The organism is Stenotrophomonas sp. TWI1183 (assembly GCF_039673115.1).
Lineage (GTDB): Bacteria > Pseudomonadota > Gammaproteobacteria > Xanthomonadales > Xanthomonadaceae > Stenotrophomonas > Stenotrophomonas maltophilia_AA.
Window position 1 is genome coordinate 160,603 of sequence record NZ_JBDJKZ010000001.1, and the last position, 25,159, is coordinate 185,761.

22 protein-coding genes are annotated in these 25,159 nt (G+C 68.2%); 17 read left to right on the forward strand and 5 right to left on the reverse strand.

All coding sequences use genetic code 11. The features are described 5' to 3' along the window. Window positions 1–29 precede the first annotated feature (29 nt). Complete coding sequence (locus ABE434_RS00755; protein ID WP_346477433.1) at window positions 30–611, forward strand: fasciclin domain-containing protein; 582 nt, start codon at window positions 30–32, stop codon at window positions 609–611. Between the two features lie 197 nt (window positions 612–808). Here the strand turns inward: ABE434_RS00755 and ABE434_RS00760 are convergent, their stop codons facing one another. From ABE434_RS00760 to ABE434_RS00770, 3 genes are all read right to left on the reverse strand, one after another. Further along, window positions 809–1,654 carry an OmpA family protein gene (locus ABE434_RS00760; RefSeq protein WP_346477434.1) on the reverse strand — a complete coding sequence of 282 codons (846 nt, stop codon included), beginning with the start codon at window positions 1,652–1,654 and terminating at the stop codon, window positions 809–811. 78 nt (window positions 1,655–1,732) lie between these two features. Beyond that, window positions 1,733–6,262 (reverse strand): YadA-like family protein, encoded by a 4,530-nt coding sequence (locus tag ABE434_RS00765; RefSeq protein ID WP_346477435.1) that lies wholly within the window; start codon window positions 6,260–6,262, stop codon window positions 1,733–1,735. A gap of 215 nt (window positions 6,263–6,477) precedes the next feature. Continuing rightward, window positions 6,478–7,467, reverse strand: a complete 990-nt coding sequence (locus tag ABE434_RS00770; RefSeq protein ID WP_346477436.1) for a helix-turn-helix domain-containing protein — start codon at window positions 7,465–7,467, stop codon at window positions 6,478–6,480. Between the two features lie 811 nt (window positions 7,468–8,278). Here ABE434_RS00770 and ABE434_RS00775 point away from each other — a divergent pair. The 14 genes from ABE434_RS00775 (at window position 8,279) to ABE434_RS00840 (ending at window position 22,455) form a co-directional block, all read left to right on the forward strand. Then, window positions 8,279–8,470, forward strand: coding sequence for a Flp family type IVb pilin (locus tag ABE434_RS00775; RefSeq protein ID WP_179458771.1), 192 nt, complete (start codon window positions 8,279–8,281; stop codon window positions 8,468–8,470). 97 nt (window positions 8,471–8,567) lie between these two features. Beyond that, the gene (locus ABE434_RS00780) at window positions 8,568–9,113 is read left to right on the forward strand and encodes an A24 family peptidase (protein WP_346477437.1); all 546 of its coding nucleotides are present in this window, start codon (window positions 8,568–8,570) and stop codon (window positions 9,111–9,113) included. Further along, a complete protein-coding gene (locus tag ABE434_RS00785; RefSeq protein WP_346477438.1) occupies window positions 9,110–9,598 on the forward strand; it encodes a pilus assembly protein in 489 nt (162 codons plus the stop codon). Before ABE434_RS00780 ends, ABE434_RS00785 begins: the two co-directional genes overlap by 4 nt. 19 nt (window positions 9,599–9,617) lie before the next feature. Further along, window positions 9,618–10,655: a Flp pilus assembly protein CpaB gene (cpaB, locus tag ABE434_RS00790; protein ID WP_346477439.1), complete on the forward strand. Its 1,038-nt coding sequence runs from the start codon at window positions 9,618–9,620 to the stop codon at window positions 10,653–10,655. A gap of 19 nt (window positions 10,656–10,674) precedes the next feature. Further along, window positions 10,675–12,042, forward strand: a complete 1,368-nt coding sequence (locus ABE434_RS00795; RefSeq protein ID WP_346477440.1) for a type II and III secretion system protein family protein — start codon at window positions 10,675–10,677, stop codon at window positions 12,040–12,042. A 67-nt stretch (window positions 12,043–12,109) separates the two neighbouring features. Beyond that, the gene (locus ABE434_RS00800) at window positions 12,110–13,345 is read left to right on the forward strand and encodes a fimbrial protein (RefSeq protein ID WP_346477441.1); all 1,236 of its coding nucleotides are present in this window, start codon (window positions 12,110–12,112) and stop codon (window positions 13,343–13,345) included. Beyond that, window positions 13,330–14,682, forward strand: a complete 1,353-nt coding sequence (locus ABE434_RS00805) for a CpaF family protein (RefSeq protein ID WP_346477442.1) — start codon at window positions 13,330–13,332, stop codon at window positions 14,680–14,682. The genes ABE434_RS00800 and ABE434_RS00805 overlap by 16 nt, the downstream gene beginning before the upstream one ends. 2 nt (window positions 14,683–14,684) lie before the next feature. Next, window positions 14,685–15,623 carry a type II secretion system F family protein gene (locus ABE434_RS00810; protein ID WP_346477443.1) on the forward strand — a complete coding sequence of 313 codons (939 nt, stop codon included), beginning with the start codon at window positions 14,685–14,687 and terminating at the stop codon, window positions 15,621–15,623. Between the two features lie 36 nt (window positions 15,624–15,659). Next, on the forward strand, window positions 15,660–16,610 hold the full coding sequence (locus ABE434_RS00815) for a type II secretion system F family protein (protein ID WP_346477444.1): 951 nt from the start codon (window positions 15,660–15,662) through the stop codon (window positions 16,608–16,610). 5 nt (window positions 16,611–16,615) lie between these two features. After that, entirely contained in the window at window positions 16,616–17,509 is an 894-nt protein-coding gene (locus tag ABE434_RS00820; RefSeq protein WP_346477445.1) for a Flp pilus assembly protein TadD, read from the forward strand. Beyond that, complete coding sequence (locus tag ABE434_RS00825; RefSeq protein WP_346477446.1) at window positions 17,506–17,958, forward strand: DUF3613 domain-containing protein; 453 nt, start codon at window positions 17,506–17,508, stop codon at window positions 17,956–17,958. The genes ABE434_RS00820 and ABE434_RS00825 overlap by 4 nt, the downstream gene beginning before the upstream one ends. A 13-nt stretch (window positions 17,959–17,971) precedes the next feature. Next, the gene (locus tag ABE434_RS00830; RefSeq protein ID WP_346477447.1) at window positions 17,972–20,143 is read left to right on the forward strand and encodes a TadG family pilus assembly protein; all 2,172 of its coding nucleotides are present in this window, start codon (window positions 17,972–17,974) and stop codon (window positions 20,141–20,143) included. 92 nt (window positions 20,144–20,235) lie between these two features. Then, entirely contained in the window at window positions 20,236–20,955 is a 720-nt protein-coding gene (locus tag ABE434_RS00835; protein WP_346477448.1) for a DUF2968 domain-containing protein, read from the forward strand. A gap of 120 nt (window positions 20,956–21,075) precedes the next feature. Beyond that, window positions 21,076–22,455: a serine hydrolase gene (locus ABE434_RS00840; protein ID WP_346477449.1), complete on the forward strand. Its 1,380-nt coding sequence runs from the start codon at window positions 21,076–21,078 to the stop codon at window positions 22,453–22,455. Window positions 22,456–22,527: 72 nt separating this feature from the next. Here ABE434_RS00840 and ABE434_RS00845 read toward each other — a convergent pair whose 3' ends face one another. Together ABE434_RS00845 and ABE434_RS00850 are read right to left on the reverse strand one after the other, a co-directional pair. Further along, window positions 22,528–22,959, reverse strand: coding sequence for a hypothetical protein (locus ABE434_RS00845; protein ID WP_346477450.1), 432 nt, complete (start codon window positions 22,957–22,959; stop codon window positions 22,528–22,530). A gap of 126 nt (window positions 22,960–23,085) precedes the next feature. After that, window positions 23,086–23,553: a GNAT family N-acetyltransferase gene (locus ABE434_RS00850; RefSeq protein ID WP_346477451.1), complete on the reverse strand. Its 468-nt coding sequence runs from the start codon at window positions 23,551–23,553 to the stop codon at window positions 23,086–23,088. Between the two features lie 28 nt (window positions 23,554–23,581). On the opposite strand from ABE434_RS00850, the gene ABE434_RS00855 reads away from it, so the two are divergent. Both ABE434_RS00855 and ABE434_RS00860 read left to right on the forward strand, forming a co-directional pair. Continuing rightward, window positions 23,582–24,430, forward strand: coding sequence for an AraC family transcriptional regulator (locus ABE434_RS00855; protein ID WP_346477452.1), 849 nt, complete (start codon window positions 23,582–23,584; stop codon window positions 24,428–24,430). A gap of 73 nt (window positions 24,431–24,503) precedes the next feature. Beyond that, window positions 24,504–25,142, forward strand: coding sequence for a LysE family translocator (locus tag ABE434_RS00860; protein ID WP_346477453.1), 639 nt, complete (start codon window positions 24,504–24,506; stop codon window positions 25,140–25,142). The last annotated feature ends 17 nt before the right edge of the window (window positions 25,143–25,159 follow it).

Genomic DNA, 25,159 nt, shown 5'->3' on the forward strand with positions numbered 1-25,159 from the left:
ACCGGCGCATCCATTTGGGAGTTTTGGTCATGAAGATCCAGTTCGCAGGCCTCGTACTGATCGGTTGTCTTGCCGCCACCGCATCCCCGCTCGTCTTCGCGCAGGCCCCGGCCGCGCCGATGGCGGCGCACAGCAATCCGATGGTCGGCGGTGCGGCGATGTATGCCAACAAGGACATCATCGACAACGCCGTCAATTCCAAGGACCACACCACGCTGGTCGCCGCGGTCAAGGCTGCCGGCCTGGTCGACACGCTCAAGGGCGCGGGCCCGTTCACGGTGTTCGCACCGACCAACGCCGCGTTCTCGGCCCTGCCGAAGGGCACCGTGGAAGGGCTGCTGAAGCCTGAAAAGAAGGCGGACCTGACCCGGATCCTGACCTATCACGTCGTTCCGGGTGCAGTCACCGGCACCGACCTGATGGCGAAGATCAAGCAGGGTGGCGGCAAGGCCAGCCTCACCACGGTCGAGGGTGAAGCGCTGACCGCCCGCGTCGTTGGCAAGGGCATCACCCTGACCGACAGCAAGGGCCAGGTCGCCCACGTCACCATCGCCGATGTGAAGCAGAGCAACGGCGTGATCCACGTGATCGACAAAGTGCTGATGCCGTAACCGGAAACGGCGGCTGCAGATCGCCTGCAGCCGCCCCGGAGCGGGAGGAAGATGACCTGGCGCGCCGTCTTCAGGACGATGACGGGGGAGACATCACGCTGTGCGGACGACACGCCAGGTCAAGACGGTCCCTCGCCGGCGCATGCGTGCGCCGGCAGGGTATGTAGACGGGGAAAGAGGACGCGGTCCGCCGGCGCTCAGCGCGGCAATGCCTTGCCGGACAGCTCGACGCGTCGGTTCGGCGCCAGACAGACGATCAGCGCGTTGCGCTGCGCCTGCTCGCACTGCACCAGCGGGTCGGCCTTGCCCCGCCCTTCGGCGACGATCGCCGCCGCCGGTACGCCGCCGGCCACCAGCGCGTCGCGCACGGCCTCGGCACGCCGTTGCGACAACACCAGGTTGTAACGGTCGCTGCCGATCCGGTCGGTGTAGCCGATCACCTGGATGGTCTGCACCCGGCTGGCATCGCGCACCTGCTGCAGCAACGTCTCCACGTTACGGCGTCCTTCGGGCGTCAGCATGGCGCTGTCGAACGCGAACATCGCATCCGCCGCCAGCCGCAGCGGTTCGCTCGGCATCGGCGCGGGCGCCGGCGGCGTGGGTGGACGCGGTGGGTCGAGCACGGCGGCACAGGCCTGCGGCTTCCAGTGCGCTGCCTGGGCAATGCCCTTGCCATCGAAATCGACCTTGAACTGGCAGGTGAAGTAATCCCCACCCGGACTGCTGCGGAAATTGAACAGGTAGTTCCACTCGCGCACGCCCCACATGCCCTCGCCGAAATGCGGAGTGCCCAGCAGAGCGTACAGCTGGCGTTTGCTCATGCCACGGGCGAACAGGCGCAGGTTGTCGACGTCCACGAACAGTCCCTCCTTCAGGCTGGCCCTGGCTGGATCCGGGAAGCTCACCGCCTCGGCGTCGACGGCGGTATCAGGCGATGTGGCGCGTTGCTCGCCGTGGCTGGCGCAGGCGCCGAGCAGCAGGGCTGCCAGGCTCAGGCCCAGTGACCGCAGCAGCGGCCCCTGGGAAATGGATGCGGGCTGCATGTGCATGGTGTTCCCCCTGTAAACGTTGAATGCGGACCGTGGGGCCCGGTGCCGGCGGCGCGCCGGCACCGGACGCGGTCACCACTGGATGCCGGCACCTACCGCGACACCACCATCGCCGCGGCTGTTGGTCGAACCGCTGAACTTGTAGATCCAGCGGCCGCCTTCGGAGACCCCCGAAATGCCCACCGCCACGCCGGATTCGCCGTTGAAGCTGCCTGCGGCGAGCGAGGCCATGCTGCGGCCGGCTTCATAGGGCTGCGGCAGGGCGGCCACCGCCATGGCCGAGGCGACACCGGCCGAGGCGCGGTTGTCGGTCTTCTGCAGGTTGCGGTCGAACGAGTCCATGCGCTCGTCGGTGTACGCCTTGGACCAGTCCAGGGTCTGGGCCATGCCGCTGCGCAGCTGGTCCACGTTGACGGCATCGGTACCGGCGGTGCCGGGGGCGACGTTGCGCACCGTGGTCGGACCGCTGGCGGTACTGCCGAGTGTCACGCTGTTGAGGTTGGTGGTGCCGTTGACGTTGGTGTCGTAACGGATCGTGCCCTGCTGGGACGCCTGCAGCTGGCGGACGTTGACCGCGTCGGTGGCTTCGCTGCCGTCGGCGACGTTGGCGATCTGCCGTTCCGCGCCACTGCTGCCCACCGAGACCGTGTTGGCCCGGTTGGCCACCGAACCGGCGCCCAGCGCGACGCTGTTGCTGCCCTGTGCGCTGGCTCCGTTGCCCAGTGCGGTCGCGTTGCTGCCTGCGGCGGCAGCCCCGGCACCGCCGGCCACCGCGTTGTCGCCGGTCGCGGCCGGCGCGGCGAGGTTCTGCGTGTTGTTGACCTGGAACATCCCGGAGGTGCCGTTGTTGATGTTGTTGATCTGGGTGTCGGTGTAGGCCTTGGACTCGGTGATCGCGTAGTTCACACCGTTCTGCAGCTGGCCGACATTGACCGCGTCATAGCGCTCCGAACCATCGGCCACGTGGGTGACCTTGCGCTCGGCGCCGGTGCTGCCGACGGCCACCTCGCCCACCGAGTTGCTGGCACCGGCCTGGCCGTAGGCACCGGTGTACCCGGCCTGTGCGCCCACACTGGCCACCGAGCCGGCGCCGAGGGCGACGCTGTTGTCCGCGCTGGCGCTGGCGCCATCGCCGATCGCCGCGCTGCCGCTGCCCGCCGCACTCGCCAGCGGCCCGATCGCGATGCTGTCGGCGCCGCCCGCGGTGGCCGCGCCCTTGGTCGAGTTGACCTGCACATACTGGCTGTTGCCGCCCGGCTGGATCTGGTCGATGCGGGTATTGAGGTTGGTCAGCGAGGTATCCACCGCCGAGAAGGCCACGGTGACGTCGCTGTAGTCGTTGGCGATGACGCTGCCATCGGTGGCGATCGAGGAGATGCGGAAGGTCGGCGCGGTCCAGATGCCGGTGTTGCCATCGAAGTTGGTGGTGCCGCCGAAATACCCGACCAGGGCAGCGTTGGTCTGGAACAGCTGGTTGCCGTTGACCGCATCCAGGCTGCCGGCCAGCACGCGTCCGTCGGCCAGGTTGGTCAGTGCCACCGCCGCGCCGCTGGCATCGCCGGCCAGGGTGATGGTGTTTGTCGCGTTGCCACTGGCATCGGCGTCGTACTTCACGGCCAGGCGGTCCACGGTGTCGGTCTGGTCGGCGACGTTGGCCAACGAGGTGCTCACGGCATCGAAGGCGCTGCCGACGTTGTCATAGCTGCCGGCGGTGACCTGGCCATCGCTGGCCACGTTGTTGATCGTGTAGCTCGGCGCGGTGACCAGGCCGTTGGCGTCCAGCGATGCACCACCGCCCAGATGGGTGGCCACGGCCTGATTGGCATTGAACAGCTGGGCACCGTTGACCGCTTCGTTGCTGGTGGCGGTGACACTGCCGGCGGCGACGTTGCTGAGGGTGGTCGCACCGGCTCCGTTGCCGAGCGTGGCGCTGGCGTAGTTCACGCTGCCATCGGGGTTGAGGTCGTAGCGCAGCGCGCCCTGCTCGGAGGCATCCAGCTGGGCCAGGTTGACCGCATCGGTTGCCTGGGTACCGGCGGCGACATTGACCACCTGGCGCTCCGCACCGGCTGCACCGACCGACACCGTATCCTCGCGATCGGCCAGGGCACCGGCGCCCACGGCAATGCTGTTGGCGGCGGTGGCCGAGGCCCCGGTGCCGACGGCGATGCTGTCCTGCCCGGCGGCGGCGGCCTCGACACCGGTCGAGTTGATCTTCAGGTAGCGGCTGCCGACGCCATTGCGGATGTCGGTGATCTGCGTATTGAGGTTGACCAGCGAACCATCCACCGCGGAGAACGCATCGCTGGCGTTGTCGTACACCCCCTGCGCGACGGCGCCACCGCTGGAGATCGTGGAGATCTGGAAGCTGGGTGCGGTCCACGCGCCGGTGGCGGGATCGTAGGCGGTGACACCGCCGAAGTAGTCGACGATCGCGCTGTTGGTATCGAACAGCTGGGCGCCATTGACCGCCTCGGTGCTGCCCGCGTCGACCGCGCCGTTGGCCAGGTTGGCGATCGTGGTGGTGCCGGTGCCGCCGCCGAGGGTGACGCGGCGGTAGTCCGCACCGCCAGCCCCATCGTCGTCGTAGGTTACCGCCAGCGTGCCGACCGCATCGATCTGCGAGATCGCGCCCTGCAGCTGGGCCACGTTGACCGCATCGGTGGCGGCACTGCCGGCAGCCACGTTGCTGATCTGGCGCTCGCCACCCGCGAAGCCGACCGAGACTTCACCGGCCGATACCTGCGCCGCACTCAATCCATAGGCGCTGTAGCTGGCCTGCGCACCGCGGTTGGCCGCCGAGCGGTAGCCCAGCGCCACGCTGTTGGCCTGGTTGGAGGTCGCCTCCGAGCCGAGAATGGTCTGCCCGTTGGCAGTGCCCTTCGCACTGTCGCCGACGATCACGGAATGGCCCATGCGTGCGGCATAGTCCGCCGTCGGCACGCCCGTCGGATCGGTCGGGTCGTTGACGCCTGCGCCGGGGAACGCCAGGTTGGCGTCCTGCTGCGGCAGCTCGTGGCGTGCGTTCGCACCGATCACCACTTCCCTGGAGCCGTTGGCATAGGCGCCATCGCCCACCAGCACCTGGTAGTCCTGCGCGGCGTTGACCGCCCAGCAGTCCACGCTGGCCACCAGCAGGTTGACGCAGCGGTTGGACCACGCCGGCGATCCGTCCGGCAGCAGCAGGCCGAGCAGGCCATTGGGGTTGCCGTTGTTGATGTTGTAGATGTAGCTGTCGGAGGTGACGCCACCGATCAGGGTCAGGTGCGAGCTGCCGCCGGTGCTTGCGCTGCCCAGCCCATCCAGCAGCGTACCGACCGGGGTCAAGTTGACCACCGGCAGGCCGAGCACGTTGGTGACCGAATAGGTCTGCATGACGTTGGCGCTGCTGACTTTCAGGTTGCCGTTGCGGACATAGCCGTCGCCGCCCAGCAGCCCCTGCGCGGTCGGGCCAACCAGCTGCGAGAGCGAGCCGACCAGGCCGCCGGTGCCGATGACCAGACCGGCGTTGGGATCGGCCGGGGCCGGCCCCTTCGGGCTGCCCGGCGGCAGCGCGGTCGGCGCCGGGAAGACGGTGCCCAGGATCGGCGTGGTGATCGCACCGACCGCACCCAGCACCGGCGTGGTGATGGTACCCACGGTAGTGCCGACGCCGTCGAGCAGGCCGCCGACCGCCCCGCCGACACCGTTCAACAGTCCGCCCAGCGCGTTGCCCAGACCATTCGGCGCCAGCGCCATCGAGCTGGTCTGCACGGCACTGACGCCGGCATCCACGAGCTTGGGATTGCGGTCGGCCGCATCGACCACGTGGCCGAGCGCATCCACGCGCACCCCACCAGCGACAGTGCTGGCCAGCGATGCCTGCAGGGCATCCGGGGCGTCCGGCGTCACCGTGGCGTCGGCGATCAGCGCCGCCCTGGCCTCCACCTCGGCCGCCGCCGCCAGTCGTGCCTGTGCCGCCGCATCGACGTTGGCCTCCAGTGCGGCCTTCCGTGGTGTCGGCGTCGCCGCGACCGTCACGCTCGCCTTCGCCTCGGCCTTGACCGGCACCCGAACCGTCGCTGCCGTCGGCGCAACCGAGGCGACCGCATCGATGTCGGCGTGGGCATTCAACCCGGCACCGTTACCCGTACCTGCCGCGATGCCCAGATCGGCCAGGGCCGCCACCTGGGCGCCCGGCGCAGCAACGCGCCTGGGCAGGTCCGCGTTCGCCTGCGCAGCGGCATGCACCTGCAGCGCCGGCCGGTTGGCCGTGGGGGTACCGAGGTTGAGGTTGACCTTGGCATCCACGCTCAGCAGGGGCGCCGTGCCACGATCACGTGCCGCCGCTGCCAGCGCCACTTCCGCATCGAGCTTCACCGGCAGTGGCGCGGTGTACTTGGCGGTCAGTGCCTGCAGGTCGGTGAGCGTCTGGTTCTCACCGGCCCATGCACTGCCCGTGCACAGCGCCAGCGAGAGACCCAGCGACAGCACCGACATCGGCACCTTCAGATGCACCACGACCGGACCGGCGGCCAGGCTGCCACGCGCGGTGGCGATTTCGGAGACGACCACCAGGGCATTCAGCCGGTGGCTCCACACCAATCGAAAAATACGGTTCATCAGGTATTCCCCCGTGTACGAATGCGTTGAACATCACCGGTGCCTGACGGCACGTGGATGTCATTACAGTCGAGGGGTCAAACCGCGAGCACTTCATTCCGGCAGCACAAACGTGCGTTCCGGCAAGACGACGGGTAAAACCGGCAGGGTGATGGGCAATTTCGGCAGGTTGCCGAATATGTGCACGGCCGGCGCGCGGATACTCGTTTGAATGCTCAGGCCGGGCTGCCCATCTGCGCGGGCGCGCGCATCAGCGTGTCGCGTGGCAGCTCGCCAAACACGCGTCGATAATTATCGGCAAAGCGCGACAGGTCCCACAGTCCGCAGCTGAGCGCGATCGCCTTGACCGATTTGCGGCTGGAATCGGCCATCGACAACCCGCGGCACGCGGCGCACAGCCGCAGCATCGAGAGATAGCGGTTGGGCGAGGTGCCGAACAGGTCTTCGAAGGCATATCGCAGCGCGCGCTCGCTGACGCCGGCGGCGTCGCAGATTTCATTCATGTAGATATAGCGACGCAGATTGAGCCGCATGAAGTTCTCGGCGCGCTGGGCGATCAGATAATGCGTGCGCCGGCCCCGGCTGCAGGTCGGGTGGTCGTCGCTGCCGGCCCCCAACAGGGCCTGGATGTGGTCATGCAGCAGGGTATCCACGGCATCGGCGGCCAAGGCACCGCCCTGCCCGGCGAGCGCGGCATGCACATCGGCATAGCGCTGCATCAGGCGCGCCCCGCCGCCGGCCGCGCCGACGTGGAACAGGGACAGCGCCTGGCCCGAAGGCAGTGTGTTGCGCAGGCTGAGTTCGGTCAGTTTGCGCTGCACGCGCTGCATCGGCGCGAGCAGCAGGGTCAGATGAGTGCCGGCGCTGAGCGTGAACTCGCTGATGCCTTCGGGCAGCACGGTCAACGCCATCCCCGCCGCCAGCGGCATGCCGTGGCACCAGCTCACATTCTCGTCTGTGGCGTGGATCAGGCCGAGCAGGCACCAGTCCTGCGGCAGCATGAATCGGCCGCGGAAATGGAACCCGCTCACGGCCGTGCAGAACAACGCCTCGTCATGCACCTGCGATTCGATGGCGGCCCGCGGGCCGTTGCCATCCAGCAGCACCATTTCCAGATCGCAGACACGCAGCACACCACTGAGCGATGCCAGGTCGAATGCCCTGAGCCCGCTCTCGATCCGGTTATCCACCACACCATCTACCATGACAGTGATGCCCCCTTTGGCCTGGACCCCCGGTGCCTCGCCATAGGCCACCGGGTGCGCACTCCTTCGATTCCTGCTGCGCATTCTGTTACGGCAACCTGCCGCGGCGATTCCTCCTGCCCGCCCATCCAGATCATCCGGCGATTCCCGCTAAATGATTCAGCAGATGCCTTGCCGCTCTGCGCGCGTGATTCGATGCGCATTTTTGGCAAGTATGCCCGAACTGGACGCCAGGTAAACAGAATCACAATCGCCATCACAAATATGGCCGACACCCGTGAAACCCAGCGTTTGTGCGCGTCCGCACACCGTCAAATAGTTGACATCACGCTGCACTCACATAATCTCCACCCGCACTTCACTTTGGCGCCATTACATCAGCTTCATACAGCGCAGCAGCAGCTGACCGGTTTTCCCTAAAGTTGAATCCGGGTCTGCCGATTTTGTGTATTGGATACCGCGCGATTCGTCGAGCATCCCGATCAGGACGCCCGGACATACCGACCAGGACGCCCGGACATACCGACGCGGTGATACTGCAATACAGAGGGAACGCCATGGACAGCAACCTTCATCTTCAGTGCCTTCATTGCCAGTGCCGCGTGCCGGCAGCAGTGACGTACTGTCCAGCGCGATCTGCCGCCAATGACGTCGGCCGGGCACTGCCCGGCCGATAGCGCAGGCCTGTAAAGGGCCGCACCGCGCAGGATGCGCGGTCGAGATGGACGCCCTGGCGGAGCCAGGCAACACCATCGGTACCAGGGGTTGTATCCGCCCGTTCGGGCTCTGATTGGGAAAGGGAGAAACCGTCATGAATGCATCCGTTCGCAAGTTCCTCGTGGAAGAAGATGGCGTGACCGCGCTCGAGTACGGCCTGCTGGCCGCCGTGATCGCGGGCATCCTGGTGGTCGTCGGTAAAGCGCAGATCGAAGGCTTCTTCACGAGCCTCTTCGAAAAGCTCGGTGAAGTCGTCGAGGACGCCACCGGGAAAGCGTCGGCCTGATCGTCTGATGTGAATGCCAGCGCTGTCGCCCGGCTCTCCCGCGGCGACGGCATGGCGCGGACGTGCAGAGGCACGACCGATTCGGGGGACATAACGCATGGAACTCCTTCCCCTGGTGGCATTGCTGCTGGGCGTACAGGTCGCCATCCATGACCTGTACGCCCGACGGGTGTCCAATCGTGGGTTGATGCTGGCGACCGGCCTGGCACTGGTGGCACTGGCCTGGCAGTGGCTGATCGCAGGCCGCAGCTTTCCGGGTACGCACCTGCTCGGCTTCGCGCTGGGATTGCTGTCGCTGCTGCCCTTCTATGCCGTCGGCTGGATGGGCGCCGGTGACGTGAAGTATTTCGCGGTGCTCGGCCTGCTGCTCGGCGCCGCGCCGCTGCTGCCGATCTGGATCATCGCCAGCCTGCTCGCCGGTGCACATGCGGTGTGCGTGATCGTCGCGCGGCGCATGCCGCCTGTCTTCTCCCACCACGCACTGACCACCGGCTCCAACGGTCCGGTCACGCGCCGGTTGCAGCCGGTGATCGCGCAGTGGCGTCATGCACGCCAAGGCCGGGTGGGAATCCCGTACGCGGCCTACCTGGCCTTCGCCAGCCTGTGGTGGGTGCTGCAGCAGCACGTCGGCGGTGCCGCATGAGCGTCACACGTAGGTACTGCCGTCCTGCCCGGCCCCAGCGCGGCATCGCCACGCTGGAATTCGCCTTGATGCTGCTGTTTGGCCTGTTGCCGCTGCTGCTGGTCACGTACTCCGGCGTGATGATCATGGCCGCGCAGCAGACGCTCTCGGCGGCCTCGGCCGAGGGCGCACGGGCCGCCTTCCGCCATGCCACGCCGACCGAACGCCGTACTGCCGCCTGCCTGGCGGCACGCCGCTCCATGCAGTGGCTGCTCACTTACGCCAAACAGTCACCCGACTGCGCTGCGGGTGGCGCGCCGCCCATCACCGTCTCCACGCCCGCGCCGTGCGCCGACCTGCCGGCCGCGCAGTGCATCCGCGTGGAAGTGAGCTACGACTACAGCACCTACCCGTTCCTGCCCGGCACCGGCCGCGTGTATGGCTGGGTGATGACCAGGCCACTGCGCAGCACCGCCGTCGCCCAGCTCGATCTCGGCGGCAACTGATGACACTCCGGAGAACAGCATGCTCAAGTTGACCCGCATCGCCGCGATCCTGTTGATCGGCCTGGCGGTGATCCTGGCGATCATCGCCTTCGGCGTCAGCCGTCGCGCCAGCCAGACGCCGCCCGGGACGCCGGCGACCGCGAACGCCCCGGCACAACCGGCAACCTGGCCGGTGGTCGAGGCGGTCGGCGCGTTGCCGGCAGGACGTCCGATCACGGCCGAGGACCTGCGCGTCACCGGCCATCCCCAGCGCCCCACGGGCGGCTACACCTCGGTCAACGCCCTGATCGGTGCGGTGCCGACCCAGGACATCCCGGCGGGCACCCAGATCCAGACGGCACAGATCGCGCAGGGCTTTTCGTTGCGCCTGAACCCCGGCGAGCGTGCGCTCGCCGTGCCGGTGGACGAACTGGTCGCCGCCGGCAACCGCATCCAGCCCGGCGATTTCGTCGATGTATTCCTCAACCTGCGCGCCTCCGGTGGGTTGCGCGATGACGGCGATGCACAGACCCGGCTGCTGCTGTCGCGCCTGCGCGTGCTCAGCTATGGCGCGCATGACGTACAGAGCGTGGCCACGGTGCCGGCCGATGGCAGCGAGCCCCCGCCCGCAGACAGCCGCGCACAGGACATCACCGGCGGGAGCAGTTCGGCGGGCGGTTCCCGCAGCGATGGCAGCACGGCCCCGGCACGCAGCGCGGTGCTGGCCGTGCCGGTCGCCGAGGCGAACCGGCTGCTGCTCGGCGCCCAGCAGGGCAAGCTGTTCCTGGCGCTGCGCAACCCGGCCGACATCGGGCTGCCGGACCAGGCGCTGTTCCCGACGCCCAACCGCGTGCTCAGCCCACGCCGAGAGCTCTCCGCCGACGAGCGCCTGGCCCTGCAGCGGCCGGAGAACGACGCCTACGCTGGCATCGATACCGATGCATTGGCCGGCCGCGGACGCAGCACGGCCGCCGCACTGCCGCTACCGACCAGCGCCCCCCGCCGGGCCACGCCGCGCGCGGACCGCGGCATCGAAATCATCCGTGGCGACACTTCCTCCCATAGCGGGTCGCGCTAAGCCCATGCCGAGACAGCCCATGACCGAACGCCCCACCCTCGCGCGCCGTCTCTCCCACGTTCTGCCACGCTGCCTGCTGGTCGGCGTGCTGATCGGCAGCCCGCTGCTGGCCAGCGCCGAGGCAGAGCTGGTGCTGCAGACGCGCGAACAGCGTCCGTGGTCACTGCCGGCCAATCTGGAGCGGGTGGCCATCGCCGACCCCAGCGTGGCCGACGTGGTGATGCTGCGCGGCCGTGAGGCGCTGCTGGTCGGCAAGGCACCGGGCAGCACCACCCTGTTGCTGTGGCGTAACGGCAGCCGCGAGCCGGAACGCCTGCAGATCGAGGTGCGCAGCGCGGTGCAGGGCGCCGTCAGCGCACAGGGCGGCGGCACCGGCCTGATCGTGCAGGACGGCCAGGGCCTGCTGCAGGGCCTGAGCCCGTCGCTGCTGGACCACCAGAGCAGCGTGAAAGCCGCCGCGATGGCGGTGGGCAAGGACGGCCAGCTCGCCGACATCTCCACCATCGCCAGCGGTGGCGTGGTCCAGGTCGAGGTGAAGATCGTCGAGTTCAACAAGTCGGTGCTGCGCCAGATCGGCATGAGCTTCGGCAACAAGAACTTCAACGGCAACAACGGTTTCTACTACGGCATCACCCGCCCGGGTTCCATGCTGCCGGGCCTGTTGCCCGCCGGCGAATCGGCCGGCCCCGACGACGTCATCATCACCAACCCGCTCTCGTCCGCATTCGGGTTGGTGTTCAAATCCCTCACCCATGGGTGGGATGCGAACATCGACCTGCTGCAGAGCAACGGCATGGCCCGGGTGCTGGCCGAGCCGACCCTGGTCGCGCTTTCCGGGCAGAGCGCGAGCTTCCTGGCCGGTGGCGAGCTGCCGATCCTCGAGCCGCAGGGCCTGGGCACCACCACGGTGACGTTCAAGCCGTTCGGCATCGGCCTGACCGTGACCCCGACCGTGCTCGGCCCGAACCGCATCGCGCTGAAGGTCGCCCCGGAAGCAAGCGATCTCAACTATGCCGCCGGCATCACCTACAACGATGTGCAGGTGCCATCAATCACCACGCGCCGCGCGGACACCACGGTCGAGCTGGGCGACGGCGAAACCTTCGTGATCGGCGGGCTGGTCAGCAACAACGTCACCTCCAACGTGGACAAGGTGCCGCTGCTCGGCGATCTGCCGATCATCGGCTCGTTCTTCCGCACCCTGAATTACAAGAAGGAAGAGAAGGAACTGGTCATCATCGTGACGCCACGGCTGGTGCAGCCCCTGGCCCAGGGCACCGAAGTGCCGCTGCCGGGCCAGCGCGAGGCATCGCCGAACCTGCCGGTCTGGGGGGCCTGGCTGCTGAGCCCGGCGTCCTCGGACCAGCTGCCCGGATTCTCGCGCTGAGCCCGATGCCCGGAACCTGCCCTCCATGTCCGCCACCCTGCAACTGGTCCAACCACGGGATGCTTCGATGAAGCTCGTGCTGTTTGCGCCGGACCGCGAACTGGCCACCCTGCTCTCGGCGCTGCTGCCGTCGCTGGGTGCGGTGCAGTGGCTGGACAGCGCCGCGCCGGCGTCGGCGCTGGAACCGCTGCGCGATACCGGCTGCGTGGTGCTGCTGGACTACCGGCATGAGCACGCGGCGTTTTCCGCGGCCCTGACCCGCCAGCTGCAGGCGCAGGCGCCCGAGCTGCCGCTGGTCGCGGTGGGCTCGACCCAGGCCGAGCACATGGACGGCGTGGTGGCCGCGCTGCGCGCCGGGTTGCGCGACCTGCTCGATCTGGACAGCGCACCACAGGACATGGAGGCCGTGCTGCGCCGCGCCGCGTCGCTGGGCGTGCAGGGCCGCGGCGCCGTCCCGGTCGCGCCACCGGCACGCGCGCGCATGGTGCTGCTGCTCGGGGTACGCCCCGGCGTGGGCAGCAGCACGCTGGCCGCGCATCTGGGCGTGCTTGCGCAGCAGGCCACGACGGTCCACCCGGAGATTCCAGCCGAAGCGGCACCTGCCGGCACGGGCACGTTGCTGCTCGACCTGGGGCAACCCACCGGCGATCTGTCGCTGTACCTCAATGTGGACCCCACCTTCCATTTCGACGATGCGCTGCGCAACGCCGGACGCATCGATGCCACGCTGGCGCGCACCGCGATGGCCCACCATGCCACCGGCGTCACGCTGCTCGGCCAGCCGCCGGGCATGGAAGGGGCCGCACTGCCCGACCCCGGCATGCTGATGCAGCGCCTGCGCAGTGTCTTCCACACCGTGCTGTGCGACCTCGGCGGCGTCCCCCTGCGCCAGTTGCCGGTGTCGCTGCTCAACAGTGCCGATGAAATCTGGCTGATCGCCGACCAGTCGATCGGCACCCTCGTCTCGCTGGACCAGATGCTCCGCCATCTCACCCAGGTCGGTGCGCGCGATACCCGGGCGCAGCTGATCATCAACCGCCATGACGATGCCAGCGGACTGAGCCCGGCGCAGATCGCCGCCCGCTTCGAGCTGCCGCTGTTGGCGGTGTTGCCCGATCGGCCCACACTGCGTTCCAGTGCCAGCCATGGCCGCCTGCTACTGCAGGATGCGCCCCGTGATCCGTATGTGCGTGCCCTTGCCCCGCTGTTGTCGCACCTGGATCCGACGGCCCCCGCGCCGGCCAGGGGCTGGCGGGAACACCTCGCCCTTCGCCTGAGTGGTTCCCCATGGAAGACAAAGTGACCCCGTTCCCGACCACCACGGCCCGCGCCGATGCAGGCCCCGAAGCCGAGCCTGGCGTGCAGCCGTTCGAGCAGTCCGAGCAGTACCAGAAAGTGCTGATCGCCGCGCATGAGCACCTGCTCAACAGCATCGAGGACGAGCGCATCGACATCGACGCGTGGGCGCCGGATACCGTGTCGCGCTACGTGCATGCGCAGACCGCCGGCTTCGTCCACGAATGGCGGATCCCGATCAACGAGGCCGAGAAGGACATCGTCGCCAATGCACTGGTCAAGGAGCTGACCGGCTTCGGGCCGCTCGATGACCTGCTGCATGATCCGGAGATCGAAGACATCCTGATCAACGGTTACAAGGACATCCACGTCTCCCAGGGCGGCATGCTCAAGCGCGCGCCGCAGCGCTTCAGCGATGACAGCCACCTGCTGCGCATCCTGCGCCGGATCCTGGCCCCGCTCGGTCGCCGGCTGGACGAATCCAACCCGATGGTGGATGCGCGCCTGCCCAACGGCGGCCGGCTCAACGCCATCATCTCGCCGTTGGCCGTGGATGGGCCGATGGTCTCGATCCGCAAGTTCCGCAAGGACCCGTTCACCCCGGACGAACTGCTGCGCATGGGCACCTTCGACCGCCCGATGCAGGCACTGTTGCACGCGATGGTGCTGGGCCGCTGCAACATTCTCGTCTCCGGCGGCACCAGTTCGGGCAAGACCTCGCTGCTCAATGCGCTGGCCAATTACATTCCGGCCAACGAACGCGTCATCACCGTCGAAGACACCGCCGAGCTGTCGCTCAACCACCCGCACGTGGTGCGCCTGGAAAGCCGGATCGGTGGCGCGGACGGCAACGGCGCGATCAGCATCCGCGACCTGGTCCGCAACAGCCTGCGCATGCGCCCGGACCGGATCGTGGTCGGTGAAGTGCGTGGCGCCGAAGTGCTGGAAATGCTGCAGGCCATGAACACCGGTCATGACGGCTCGATGGCCACCATCCACGCCAACTCGCCGCGCGACTGCCTCTACCGCATCGAGATGCTGGCCGGATTCGCCGGCTTCCAGGGCAGCGAGGACAGCCTGCGCCGGCAGATCGCCAGCGCCATCGATTTCATCGTGCAGATCTCCCGCCTGGGCAGCGGCCGCCGGGTACTGATCTCGATCACGGAAATCACCGGCGTCACCGACAACATGATCGCCACCCAGGAGATGTTCCGTCACGAAGTGCAGATCGATGCCGACGGCAAGGAATACGACCGCTGGGTCGGGCTGGGCTTCCAACCGCATTCGCACAAGCTCGAGCCGTTCCGCCGGCAGCTGCGCGAAGCGCTGGGCGGAGGCTTCTGAGCATGGCCTTCGTCCTGCTCCTGTGCAGTGCGGCGCTGGTGCTGGTGGCCCTGGCCGTGGAGCTGTGGGGCGGCGCGGCCGCACGCGAGCAGCGGAGGCTGTCGCTGCAACACGCCGAGCAGCGACTGTCGCGGCCGGACACCTCACCGCGCCTGGCCGGGATCGGCGACAGCCCTGCCCCGATGCCGGTGACCACTGCGCCCACCGGCCTGCCCTGGGATGCGCTGATGCAACGCGCCGCCCTGCCGACCGGCTGGCGGGTGCCGTTGCTGATTGCCGCCGCCGCTGCGTTGCTGGCGTGGATCGCCAGTGCGCGGCTCGGCACCGCGTGGGCCGCGCCGATCGTGCTGGTGCTCAGTGCCTTGGCGGCGTGGTTCTGGGTATCGCGCCGGATCAACCGGCTGCAGGCCAAACTGCTGCGCCAGCTGCCGGACTTCCTCGACAACCTGGTGCGCCTGGCCGGGCTCGGCAACAGCCTGCAGATGGCGTTCCAGACCTCGGCCGCGCAGATGCCGATGCCACTGCGTGGCCTGCTCGATGCCACCCTGTCCTACACCCGCAGTGGGCTGGACCTCGACCGCGCCCTGGCGCAGGCGGCCCAGCCCTATCGGCTCGAGGCCCTGAACGTGCTGTCGGTCGTGCTCGGGGTCAGCGTGCGCATCGGCGGCCGTGCCGACCAGATCCTGCAGCGCATGGCCGATTTCATGCGCGATCTGGACCAGGCCCAGCAGGAGCTGATGGCCACCACCTCCGAGACCCGCATGTCGGCCTGGGTGCTCGGCCTGCTGCCGCCGATCAGCGCCGTCCTGATGGGGATCACCAGCCCGGAATTCTTCCAGCCGATCATCCACGAGCCACTCGGCCACACGCTGCTGCTGTGGGCGCTGGGGCTGGAACTGATCGGCGGCTTCCTGCTGTACCGCCTGGCCAAATCCCTATGAGCGCCCGCCTGCCCGTCCTGGCCACCGGAGGTCACCATGACCAGTAGCGGCTGGTGGATCGCCACGCTGTTGGTGCTCGCCGCGGGCGTGGCCCTGCTCGGGGTGCGCGGCTGGGTCCTGAGTGGCCGCGAACAACGCCACCAGGAGGCACTGCAGGCCGCCCTGCGTCCGCGCGACGTGCCGGGCTCACCGTCCCCGCCCGCGCAGCCCCCGGTGAGCCTGCGCCAGCGCTGGCTCAAGGGGATCGCGGGGTTCGGCCAGCGCTTCAACGGCGGGCGCATCGAAGCCGCCCTGCTCGCGCCGGAAGATCGGCTGCTGCTCGACCAGGCGGGCTGGAACACCCAAGCCGGCACCGCGATCTTCCTCGGCCTGCGCCTGTTGATCGCGGTCGCCACACTGGTCCTCGTGCTTGCCTTCAACCACAGCACCGGATTCAGCCGCGCGATGGCGATCTTCGGCGCACTGGCGTTCGGCATCCTGCTGCCCAAGTTCGCCTTGCGTGCCTGGGCGATGCGCCTGCGCAAGCAGGTCTCCGCGGAGCTGCCCCTGCTGATCGATCTGCTGCGGCTGCTGCAGGGCGTGGGTTTCAGCATGGACCAGAGCCTGCAGACGCTGGGCGACAAGCTGCGCAACGCCATCCCGGTGCTGGGCCGCGAAATCCACCAGGCCAACATCGCCTACATGCATGGGCGCAGCCGCGAGCAGTCGCTGCGCCGGCTGAGCGAATCGTTCGATGACGAGGACCTGCGCAGCCTGGTGCAGCTGATCCTGCAGGTGCATGCCCATGGCGGCGCCGTGCAGGAGCCGTTGCGCCAGTTCAGCATCCGGCTGCGCGAACAGCGCCGTTCCACCCTCAAGGAGAAGGTCGGCAAGCTCTCGGTGAAGATGACCGTCGTGATGATGTTGACCTTGTTACCGGCGTTGATGCTGGTGCTGGCCGGTCCGGCCATCATCGCCCTCGCCTCCGCCCTGACCAAACTGGATTGAACGCCATGCGCCACGCCGTGCTTTCCCGCCTCTGCCTGCTGCTCGCCGCGACAGCACTCTGCGCAGCCTGTTCGAACGTGCGCAACGGCTACCGCCAGGACCCGATGGCGTTGGCCTCGCCCGAGGTGGCGCCGCAGGACGACAAGCAGCTCTACGCCGAGCTGATCGCCAAGATGCAGCAGCAGGGCGCGTACTACGCGTCGCTGGCGCACGTGGATGCCTACCGGCAGCGTTACGGCGACAGCCCGCAGTTGCGGCTGCTGAATGCCGATGCTTTGCGCGAAACCGGGCAGCGCGAGGCCGCGCTGGCGATCTACGCCAGCCTCACCAGCGGACCGCAGGCCGCAGCCGCATGGCACGGACTGGGTCTGGTCGTGGCCCGCGACGGCGACGCGGCGCGCGCGGAACAGGCACTGGCGAAGGCCGTGCAGCTGCAACCGTTGAATACCGGCTACCTGGGCGATCTTGGCTTCGCCCGGCTACGCGCCGGCGACTGGGCGCGGGCGCAGGAACCGCTGGCCAAGGCTGCCGAGCTGTCGCCCGGCAGCGCCAAGGCCAACGCCAATCTGGCGGTATGGGCCCTGCTGCGTGGCCAGAACGAGATGGCCGAGACGATCATGCGCAACGCGCGCTTGACCGACAGTGCCCAGGCCGAAGTGCGCCGGCTGGCGGAACAACTGCGCCAGCAGGCCACGCCTGCACCGTCGGTGCAGCGCGCCCCGGCCAGCGTCGCCGCGGCGGCCCCGGTACCCGCACCCACCGCCCACCCCGCGACCCCATCAGCAGCCCGCCGGGTGGCCGTCGATACCGATCGCCGTACCAGCAGCGATGCGCGTCTGGCGCCATCGATGCTTGAGCGCTTCAGCACCGCCACTCCCGCCAGCGAGAACACGCCATGAGCCAGCTGCGTCGCCTGCCTGTTTGCCTCCTGCCCGTCGGCTTCCTGCTGATGCTGCCGGCCTGGATCTCGCCCGTGCTGGCGCAGCAGGCACCACTGACCGGACAGATGCTGGGCGGGCCGGATGCCCCGCCGGTCGCCGTCACTGCGCTGCCCGCCGCAGCGCCCGTCCAGTCCGATCCCGGTGACGTGGCGCGCGCACCGGGCCATGCCTCGGGCGTACCGGCCGAGCGTTACGTTCCCCCTGCACCGCCGCCGCGCACCGAGATCGGCCAGACCACCCGCGACCTGCTGCGCATGCAGGCCGCGGGCACCCACGCCGGGCCGCGCCTGCCGATCCTCGGTGACCAGGCGACCGCCAGCTACGCGCGTTACCTCAAGAGCTTCGAGCACGAGATTCCCGAGTTCCTCAAGACCAGCGTCAAGAAGGACGTCAGCGATACCAACTAAGGAGGGCAAGGCCATGCACCAGTCCAGCGCCCGCGTACCCCCGCCGTCCCGCCGGCGGCTGCGCGGCGGGATGTCGGTCACCATGATGCTGGTCCTGCTCGGCCTGGTCGGCATGCTCGGCCTGGTCGAAGTGGGCTATCTGTACTGGGCCAAGCGCGATGCGCAGAAGGTGGTCGACCTGGCCTCGATGGCCGGCGCGCAGCGGCTGGATCTGTGCAGCGCCGACCGCGGCGACAACAGCGCCGCGCGCGGCAATGCGGCACAGGGCAATGGATTCTCCGGCACCCTGGCGATCCAGTGCGGCAACTGGAACCCGACACGCGGAACGGACGACCACTTCAGCATGACGCTGGATGCGGCGAACCCGCTCAACGCCGTCAAGGTCGTGGCGACCCGCCCGGTCCTGCCGTTCTTCGGCCAGAACACGCGCCTGCCGACGGTCCGCGCGCAGGCGGTGGCGACCCGCGCGCCACCGATCGCCGTGTTCTCGGTGGGCTCACAGCTGCTGCGGGTCAATGGCACGACGCCGCTGGGCAACGTACTCGCTCTGGTCGGCGTCAATCTGGACCGGACCACCCTGCTCGGCTATGACGGGTTGGCGCAGGCCAAGGTCACGCCGGGCGGCCTGCTGCAGGCGCTCGGCATTCCGGTCGATGCCAACATCGGCATCGCCGAATTCAACGCGCTTCTCGCCGCGAACCGCGTATCGCTCGGGCAACTGCTGGACGCTACGGCCACGGTGCTGACCCGCAGCGGTGTCGCCAACGTGGACCTGACCGCACTGCGCAATGCGCTCGCGGCAAGGATCGATCTCAACCAGCTCAACGTGCAGCTCGGCAGCACCGATGCCACGAGCGGCCTGTTCGCACGGGTCGTGGCACCCGAAGGCCCTGCATCGCCAGCGCTGCAGGCCGACATCAGCGCGCTGGACCTGATCACCACCAGCATCAGCATCGCCAGCGGCGGCAATGGCGTCGCGGTGAACAACCTCAACATCCTGGGCCTCGTGCAGACCCGCGCGGCGATCATCGAGCCGCCGTCCATCGCCATCGGCGGCGTCGGCACGCGCGCCTACAACGCGCAGGTCCGGCTGAAGATCGATATCGATACCGCCGGCCTGGCCGTGCTCGGCCCGGTGCTGAGCGGACTGGGCATCCGCCTCAACCTGCCGATCTACGCCGATGTGACCAACGCGATGGGGACGCTGGAAGCGCTCAATTGCGACGCAACACCGCCCACCGCCACGGTGCGGGTGCAGTCCTCGCTGCTGCGCGCCTGTGTCGGCCGCGTCGATGCGGCCAATCAGTTCTCGCAGCGCAACGTCTGCGATACCGGGCTGCAGAACGAGCAGCTGCTGACCCTGCTGGGCGCGCCGCTGGTCACCGACAAGATCTCGCTCGATGCTCTCGCACACGATGAACGCGTCACGCTGGCCGCCGGGGAAACCGCCTCCACCCGCTTCAACCAGGCCCAGGTCGGCTCGGCGGTTTCCGGCCTGGTAAGTGAACTGCTGCGGGTGCTGAGCAACGTGGTTACTCCCGGCAAGCAGGGCAGCACCGATGCCGCCACCGCCAACCGGTTGGCGGATCAGTATCTCAAGGCCGCCAATCCGGGTAACGGATTCTACGACGCCAAGAAAACCATCGAGCTGCTGCGCCATGGCAACCCGGCCCTTGGCATCGGTGCGCTCGGTGATTGGGATGTCATCAATGGCGTGCCATATGCATGCCCCCCGCTCTATCTCACTACCTGCACCCGTACCGGCTCGGTATGGGACAGCTACAACGCCACGGTGACCGGCGAAGGGATGGGAGCGCTCAGCGGCCTGCTCGGCGGACTGCTCGGCGGACTGGTCGTCAACCGCTGCAACAGCCTGATCAGTACCCTGCTCAACTACAACAACTGCGTCAAATCCAATCTCGCCTCCTATCTGCAGACCCGGCCCGGCGGCCTGCAGGACCTGGGCGGCGGCACCGGCGTCACCGATCCGGGCAGCGACCAGGTCCGCTGCAGCGGCCTGCTGTGCCTGGCCCTGACCCCCGTCCTGGAAACCCTGAAGCCGCTGCTCAATGGCGTCGGCACCCTGCTCTCGCAGACCCTGGCGCAGATTCTCGGGCTGGAGCTGGGCCGGACCGACGTACATATGCAGTCCATCCAGTGCACCCCGGCACAGTTGGTTTATTGACGCCGTGGTGAAGTGCGGACCACGCGATTGTGCGTGCTAGACTCCGGCGGGGACTTAACTTCACCGATAATCCATTCGTGGATGGCCAGAATATGCGAGAGAGAAAAGGGGTAGGTTCCATCGTCACGCACGCGTTGACCGGTGGGATCGTGTTGCTGCTGACGTTGTCCGTCGTACCGCAGGCCCTGGCCGCGCGCGCATCGCGTGCCGAGCCGGCCGCGGAGGCCACGCCGCGCCCGGCGCCGGTGGTCCGCAATACCGTGGACGAACTGCGCCAGCTGGTCGACTCCAAACAGCTGACCGAGCTGCGCACGACCTACAACGGTGCCTACGGCGCCAGCCTGCTGTTCAATACCAGCACGCTGAACTATTACGTGGCGCTGTTCCACGAGAAAGACTTCTGGCGCGTGATCAAGACCGATTCGGTCGACAACGCCGAGAAGGTCTACCGCACGTTCGTCGAACAGACCGAACAACTGGCCCAGGTGTACATCGACACCACCCGCCTGCAGGCCGGCAAGCGTTACACCGAAAACCTGGTCGCCTACAACGCAGAGCGGCTGCGCAGCCTGCAGCAGGAAGCCGAGCTGCAGCGCCAGCAGTCGTTGCAGGTCAGCGCCTCGCTGGAACAGGCCAAGCAGCAGGCCGTCAGCCTGAGCACCGACCTGCGCAGCTCCCACAGCGAACTGGACGCGCTCAACCAGCGCATCCAGACGCTGCAGGCGCAGCAGCTGAATCCGGCGCTGTCCCTGCCCTCGGCCGAGTCGGCTACGCCGGACCCGGTGCCGCAGGGCAACCCCGGCAGCCCGTAACGGCATCGCGCGCCCTGCCCCGGCAGGGCACGTCAGGGACGGCGCCGATGGCGCCGTCTTCGTTTGCGGTGCAGTACCCTTGGTGGCGCAGACGTACTGCGCATCAGCAAGGAGTGCACCATGCCCGTTCCACGTCCCCGCATCACCGTGTCCGGCCTGCGCGGTGCGCTGGCGTCATCGCGCGCCGGCCTCGCCGCGGCACTGGTCGCCGTCCTCGCTCTGCCGGTCGCCGCCGTCGCTACCCCGGCGTCGCCGACCGCGCCGCCGCTGTCGGCGGAGGCGTCCGATCCGAAGCTGCTGGGCTGGATGCAGGGCGCGCCGCCGCCGGAAGACAAGCGCATCCGCTACACCGACGACGATTATTTCAGCTTCCCCAAGCTGCGCTGGACGGCCTGCCATTTCCGCCAGTTGATGCCCACCGTCGGTGTCAGCCGCGGTGCCGGCGCTGCCCGTGCGCTGCCGCGTCGGCTGGATGACGCGATCGACGCGCTGTCGTTCACGCCGCTCGGCAGCAGCACCCGCATGACCTGGGCCCAATCACTGCCGGCCAATTACACCGACGGCATCGTCGTGCTGCATGACGGCGTGGTGGTCTACGAACGCTACAGCGGCTGCCTGGACGAACATGGCCAGCATGGCGCGATGTCCGTCACCAAATCGATCACCGGGCTGCTCGGCGAAATGCTGGTGGCCGAGGGCGTGATCGATGAAACCGAGCGCGTCGGCGCGATCATTCCCGAGCTCAAGGACAGCGCCTTCGGCGACGCCACGGTCAAGCAGGTGCTGGAGATGACCACGGCGCTGCGCTACAGCGAAGACTACGCCGACCCCGATGCCGAGGTCTGGCAGTACTCCGTCGCCGGCAGCACCCTGCCCCCGCCCGCCGGCTACACCGGGCCGCGCAGCTACTACGATTACCTGCAGACCGTGCAGAAGCAGGGCCGCCACGGCGAAGCGTTCGGCTACAAGACGATCAACACCGATGCCCTGGGCTGGATCATCGCCCGCCGTACCGGCCAGTCGGTCGCGCAGCTGCTGCAGTCGCGGATCTGGCAACGTCTCGGCGCCGAGCAGGATGCGTATTACACCGTGGACTCCACCGGCACGCCGTTCGCAGGCGGTGGCTTCAATGCCGGCCTGCGCGATCTCGCCCGGGTCGGCCAGCTGCTGCTCGACGACGGCAAGGTGGGTGGCCAGTCGGTCGTACCGGCCGCCGCGATCGCCCGCATCCGCGCGGGCGGCAGCAAGCAGGCCTTCGCCAAGGCCGGGTATGCGCAGCTGCCGGGCTGGAGCTACCGCGGCATGTGGTGGATCTCGCACAACGACCACGGCGCCTACATGGCGCGCGGCGTGCATGGCCAGGCCCTCTACATCGATCCCACCGCACGGGTGGTGATCGCGCGGTTCGGCTCGCACCCGGTCGCCGGCAACAGCGCGAACGACCCGACCACCCTGCCTGCTTTCGATGCCGTCGCGCGCTACCTGATGACGCAGCCCTGAGCGTGCTTGGCGGCGGCCATCATGGCGGGCACGGTTCGCCTTTCGTGCGCCGTCCCAGCCGATGCCGGGCGGTCACCGGCACGCGTCATGGACACGGTCATCCATCTGCCGGCTCAGCGCGAGGCTCGGCCGCTGGCCCGCCTTTTGGTATGCCGTCTCCCGCTGGCGCCGCGCCGCGGCGCACTTCACAGGATCGGTGTGGACCGTGATCAGCGCACCGCGGACGCCGGCCGGTGCCCCGCGGGGGCGCTGCGCGCGCTTCTGACGCGTGGGTGCAGCGTCCGCGCGCCGTCTGGCCTGGAGCTCCTGCCGCAGCGACTCGATATGCATGTCATTGGCCCAGGTGTCGGCAGGCGGCGGCATCTCGCGGATGCGTTCGGTGCGACCCTGGCACGGGGTGGACTGGTAGTGCCGCGCCCCATCCACCAGACAGGTGTGAACCTGTCGAGTGGGCGGCTCGACCGTGGTGGCACTCATCATCAGGGTCAGCAACCACGCAGTCATCGCATCGCTCCGTGCAGAGGCATCCAGCATGTCCCGGGGCCGCTACCGCTGTCGTGACCGGCCGCACGATGACCCACCCATGCGCATGAACCCGACACGGAATCACTGGCACGCCCTACCCCGATCCTACGGTGTGGCGCCCACGTGCAGCTCGAGCACCTCATCGCCCAGCGCATCGATCTCGCCGGTCGGCCGCCAGCCGAGGTAACGATAGAACCCGTACGAGCGAACCGCCGGATCCGCTGCACACCCCAGGATCAGCCGCGCATGCCCCGCCTCGACCAGATCGGCAATGGCCAGATCCAGCAAGTGCCGACCGATGCCCCGTCCTTCATAGGCCGGCAGCAACGCCAGGACCACGATCTCGCCGCCTTCGCGATCGCCGAAGCAGTAGCCGACCATCCGCTCACCTTCGAGTGCGATATGCCCCGGCAGCGCATCGTCACGGATACCGGCCGCCCAGCTGGCTTCAGTGATGCCGAGCTCGGCGAGCTGGGCGGCGGAAAACGCGTTCTCGCGGGTGCGACCGCGCAGATCGATGCAGGCCGCGGCATCGTCGGGTACGGCGCGGCGGTAATGGATGTGATCTACCATGGCTCATGGATTGCAGTGAGTTCAGGCGGTGAGCATACGCGAGCGCGACCCTTCCGGCCGCATGGCCTCGGATAACGACTTCTGGCGCGATCCCCAGCTGCCGTGGGTCGAGTCACGCCGCGCGTGCAACAGCCGGGCCTGTTACCGCCCGCACAGTCATCCCACCTGGTCGATCGGCGCCGTGGATGCCGGTGAGAGCATTTTCAGCGGCGCACCGGGTGGACAGCACCGCCTTCAGCCAGGCACGTTGGTCATCGTGCCAGCGCACCGTGTCCATGCCTGCAATCCAGCGCCCGACACCGCCTGGAGCTATCAGATGCTGCATCTGGATGCGGCATGGATGGCGGCGGTCATGGCTGACAGGCAACCCATCGAGGCAGGGGCTGCAACGGCGCCGCCGATCCGCATTGACCGCAGCGTGGCGCGCTACCGGACGTTCTGCGACATGAATGACCTGCTGTTTTCCGGCGCCGATCCCGCAGAGAAAGAAGCCGCCGTGGTCGCTTTCATCGACGATCTCGAGGTCGCTGCCGGGATTCCGATCCCCGCCCCGCACACAAGCCCAGAGCTGCGCAGGCGACTGCAGCCGGCCTTCGCCCTGCTGGACGCCGCGCCTGTATCAGGCGCATCGCTGGCCGACCTGGCTACATGCACCGGGATGAACCGCTACGCGGTGATCCGTGCGTTTCGCAGCGCCACCGGACTCACCCCGCATGCCTGGCAGCTCAATCGACGGGTCAATGCCGCGCGGGAGCGACTAGGCCGGGGGCAAGCGCTGGCCGACGTCGCCCACGCACTCGGCTTTGCAGACCAGAGCCATTTCCAACGCCTGTTCAAGGCACACGCCGGCATTACCCCAGGTCGTTATCGCCGCTGAGCGCTGCGCAATATCGTGCAATACAGCATCACGCAGGACCGGCACAGTCACACGCCCCGTTGACGCCTGCCCCATGGAACAGTTTCTGCTCGTTGCTGCTGTGCACTTCCTGGCGCTGTTGTCACCCGGGCCGGACTTCTTCCTGATCGCGCGCACGGCGATCCATCAGGGCTGGCGCATTGCCAGCGGCGCGTGCATCGGCGTTGCCCTCGCCAACGGCGTTTACATTGCGCTGGCTTTCTCCGGGGTGGCAGAGCTGCAGTCCGGCAGCGTGCTGTTTCAGGTGATCCAGGTGGCGGGCTGCGTCTTCCTGCTGTACGTAGGCGCGCTGTTCGTGCGCCATGCGGGTGCGGCAGCGCTACCATCGATGGCAGAACAGCCGACATCAGCGTCCCCCCATCGCGCCTCATCCAGGTGGGCCCGTGCCTTCGCGCTGGGCGGAATGTCAGCGCTGTTGAATCCCAAGAATGCCCTGTTCTACGCCAGCCTCGCGGCGATGTTGAGCGGACCCGGCACTACTGCGGGTACGCGGGTGTTCTATGGGCTGTGGATGTTCTCGGTGGTGCTGGGCTGGGATCTACTGGTCGCGGGCCTGGTCGGCCGTGCCTCCGTGATGCGACGATTCAGCAGCGCATTGCCGTGGATCGAGCGCCTGTCCGGTGTCCTGCTCATCGCACTGGCCCTGGCGGTGCTGGGCGGGATGATGCTCTGAGCGCCAGCGATACCTGC

Coding starts and splice junctions, on each gene's coding strand:
- ABE434_RS00850 (WP_346477451.1), bottom strand. CDS start 23,553: ATGGTAGATCACATCCATTACCGCCGCGCCGTACCCGACGATGCCGCG.
- ABE434_RS00770 (WP_346477436.1), bottom strand. CDS start 7,467: ATGGTAGATGGTGTGGTGGATAACCGGATCGAGAGCGGGCTCAGGGCA.
- ABE434_RS00825 (WP_346477446.1), top strand. CDS start 17,506: ATGAGCCAGCTGCGTCGCCTGCCTGTTTGCCTCCTGCCCGTCGGCTTC.
- ABE434_RS00835 (WP_346477448.1), top strand. CDS start 20,236: ATGCGAGAGAGAAAAGGGGTAGGTTCCATCGTCACGCACGCGTTGACC.
- ABE434_RS00780 (WP_346477437.1), top strand. CDS start 8,568: ATGGAACTCCTTCCCCTGGTGGCATTGCTGCTGGGCGTACAGGTCGCC.
- ABE434_RS00765 (WP_346477435.1), bottom strand. CDS start 6,262: ATGAACCGTATTTTTCGATTGGTGTGGAGCCACCGGCTGAATGCCCTG.
- ABE434_RS00805 (WP_346477442.1), top strand. CDS start 13,330: ATGGAAGACAAAGTGACCCCGTTCCCGACCACCACGGCCCGCGCCGAT.
- ABE434_RS00755 (WP_346477433.1), top strand. CDS start 30: ATGAAGATCCAGTTCGCAGGCCTCGTACTGATCGGTTGTCTTGCCGCC.
- ABE434_RS00815 (WP_346477444.1), top strand. CDS start 15,660: ATGACCAGTAGCGGCTGGTGGATCGCCACGCTGTTGGTGCTCGCCGCG.
- ABE434_RS00785 (WP_346477438.1), top strand. CDS start 9,110: ATGAGCGTCACACGTAGGTACTGCCGTCCTGCCCGGCCCCAGCGCGGC.
- ABE434_RS00840 (WP_346477449.1), top strand. CDS start 21,076: ATGCCCGTTCCACGTCCCCGCATCACCGTGTCCGGCCTGCGCGGTGCG.
- ABE434_RS00800 (WP_346477441.1), top strand. CDS start 12,110: ATGAAGCTCGTGCTGTTTGCGCCGGACCGCGAACTGGCCACCCTGCTC.
- ABE434_RS00810 (WP_346477443.1), top strand. CDS start 14,685: ATGGCCTTCGTCCTGCTCCTGTGCAGTGCGGCGCTGGTGCTGGTGGCC.
- ABE434_RS00830 (WP_346477447.1), top strand. CDS start 17,972: ATGCACCAGTCCAGCGCCCGCGTACCCCCGCCGTCCCGCCGGCGGCTG.
- ABE434_RS00775 (WP_179458771.1), top strand. CDS start 8,279: ATGAATGCATCCGTTCGCAAGTTCCTCGTGGAAGAAGATGGCGTGACC.
- ABE434_RS00795 (WP_346477440.1), top strand. CDS start 10,675: ATGACCGAACGCCCCACCCTCGCGCGCCGTCTCTCCCACGTTCTGCCA.
- cpaB (WP_346477439.1), top strand. CDS start 9,618: ATGCTCAAGTTGACCCGCATCGCCGCGATCCTGTTGATCGGCCTGGCG.
- ABE434_RS00820 (WP_346477445.1), top strand. CDS start 16,616: ATGCGCCACGCCGTGCTTTCCCGCCTCTGCCTGCTGCTCGCCGCGACA.
- ABE434_RS00860 (WP_346477453.1), top strand. CDS start 24,504: ATGGAACAGTTTCTGCTCGTTGCTGCTGTGCACTTCCTGGCGCTGTTG.
- ABE434_RS00760 (WP_346477434.1), bottom strand. CDS start 1,654: ATGCAGCCCGCATCCATTTCCCAGGGGCCGCTGCTGCGGTCACTGGGC.
- ABE434_RS00845 (WP_346477450.1), bottom strand. CDS start 22,959: ATGACTGCGTGGTTGCTGACCCTGATGATGAGTGCCACCACGGTCGAG.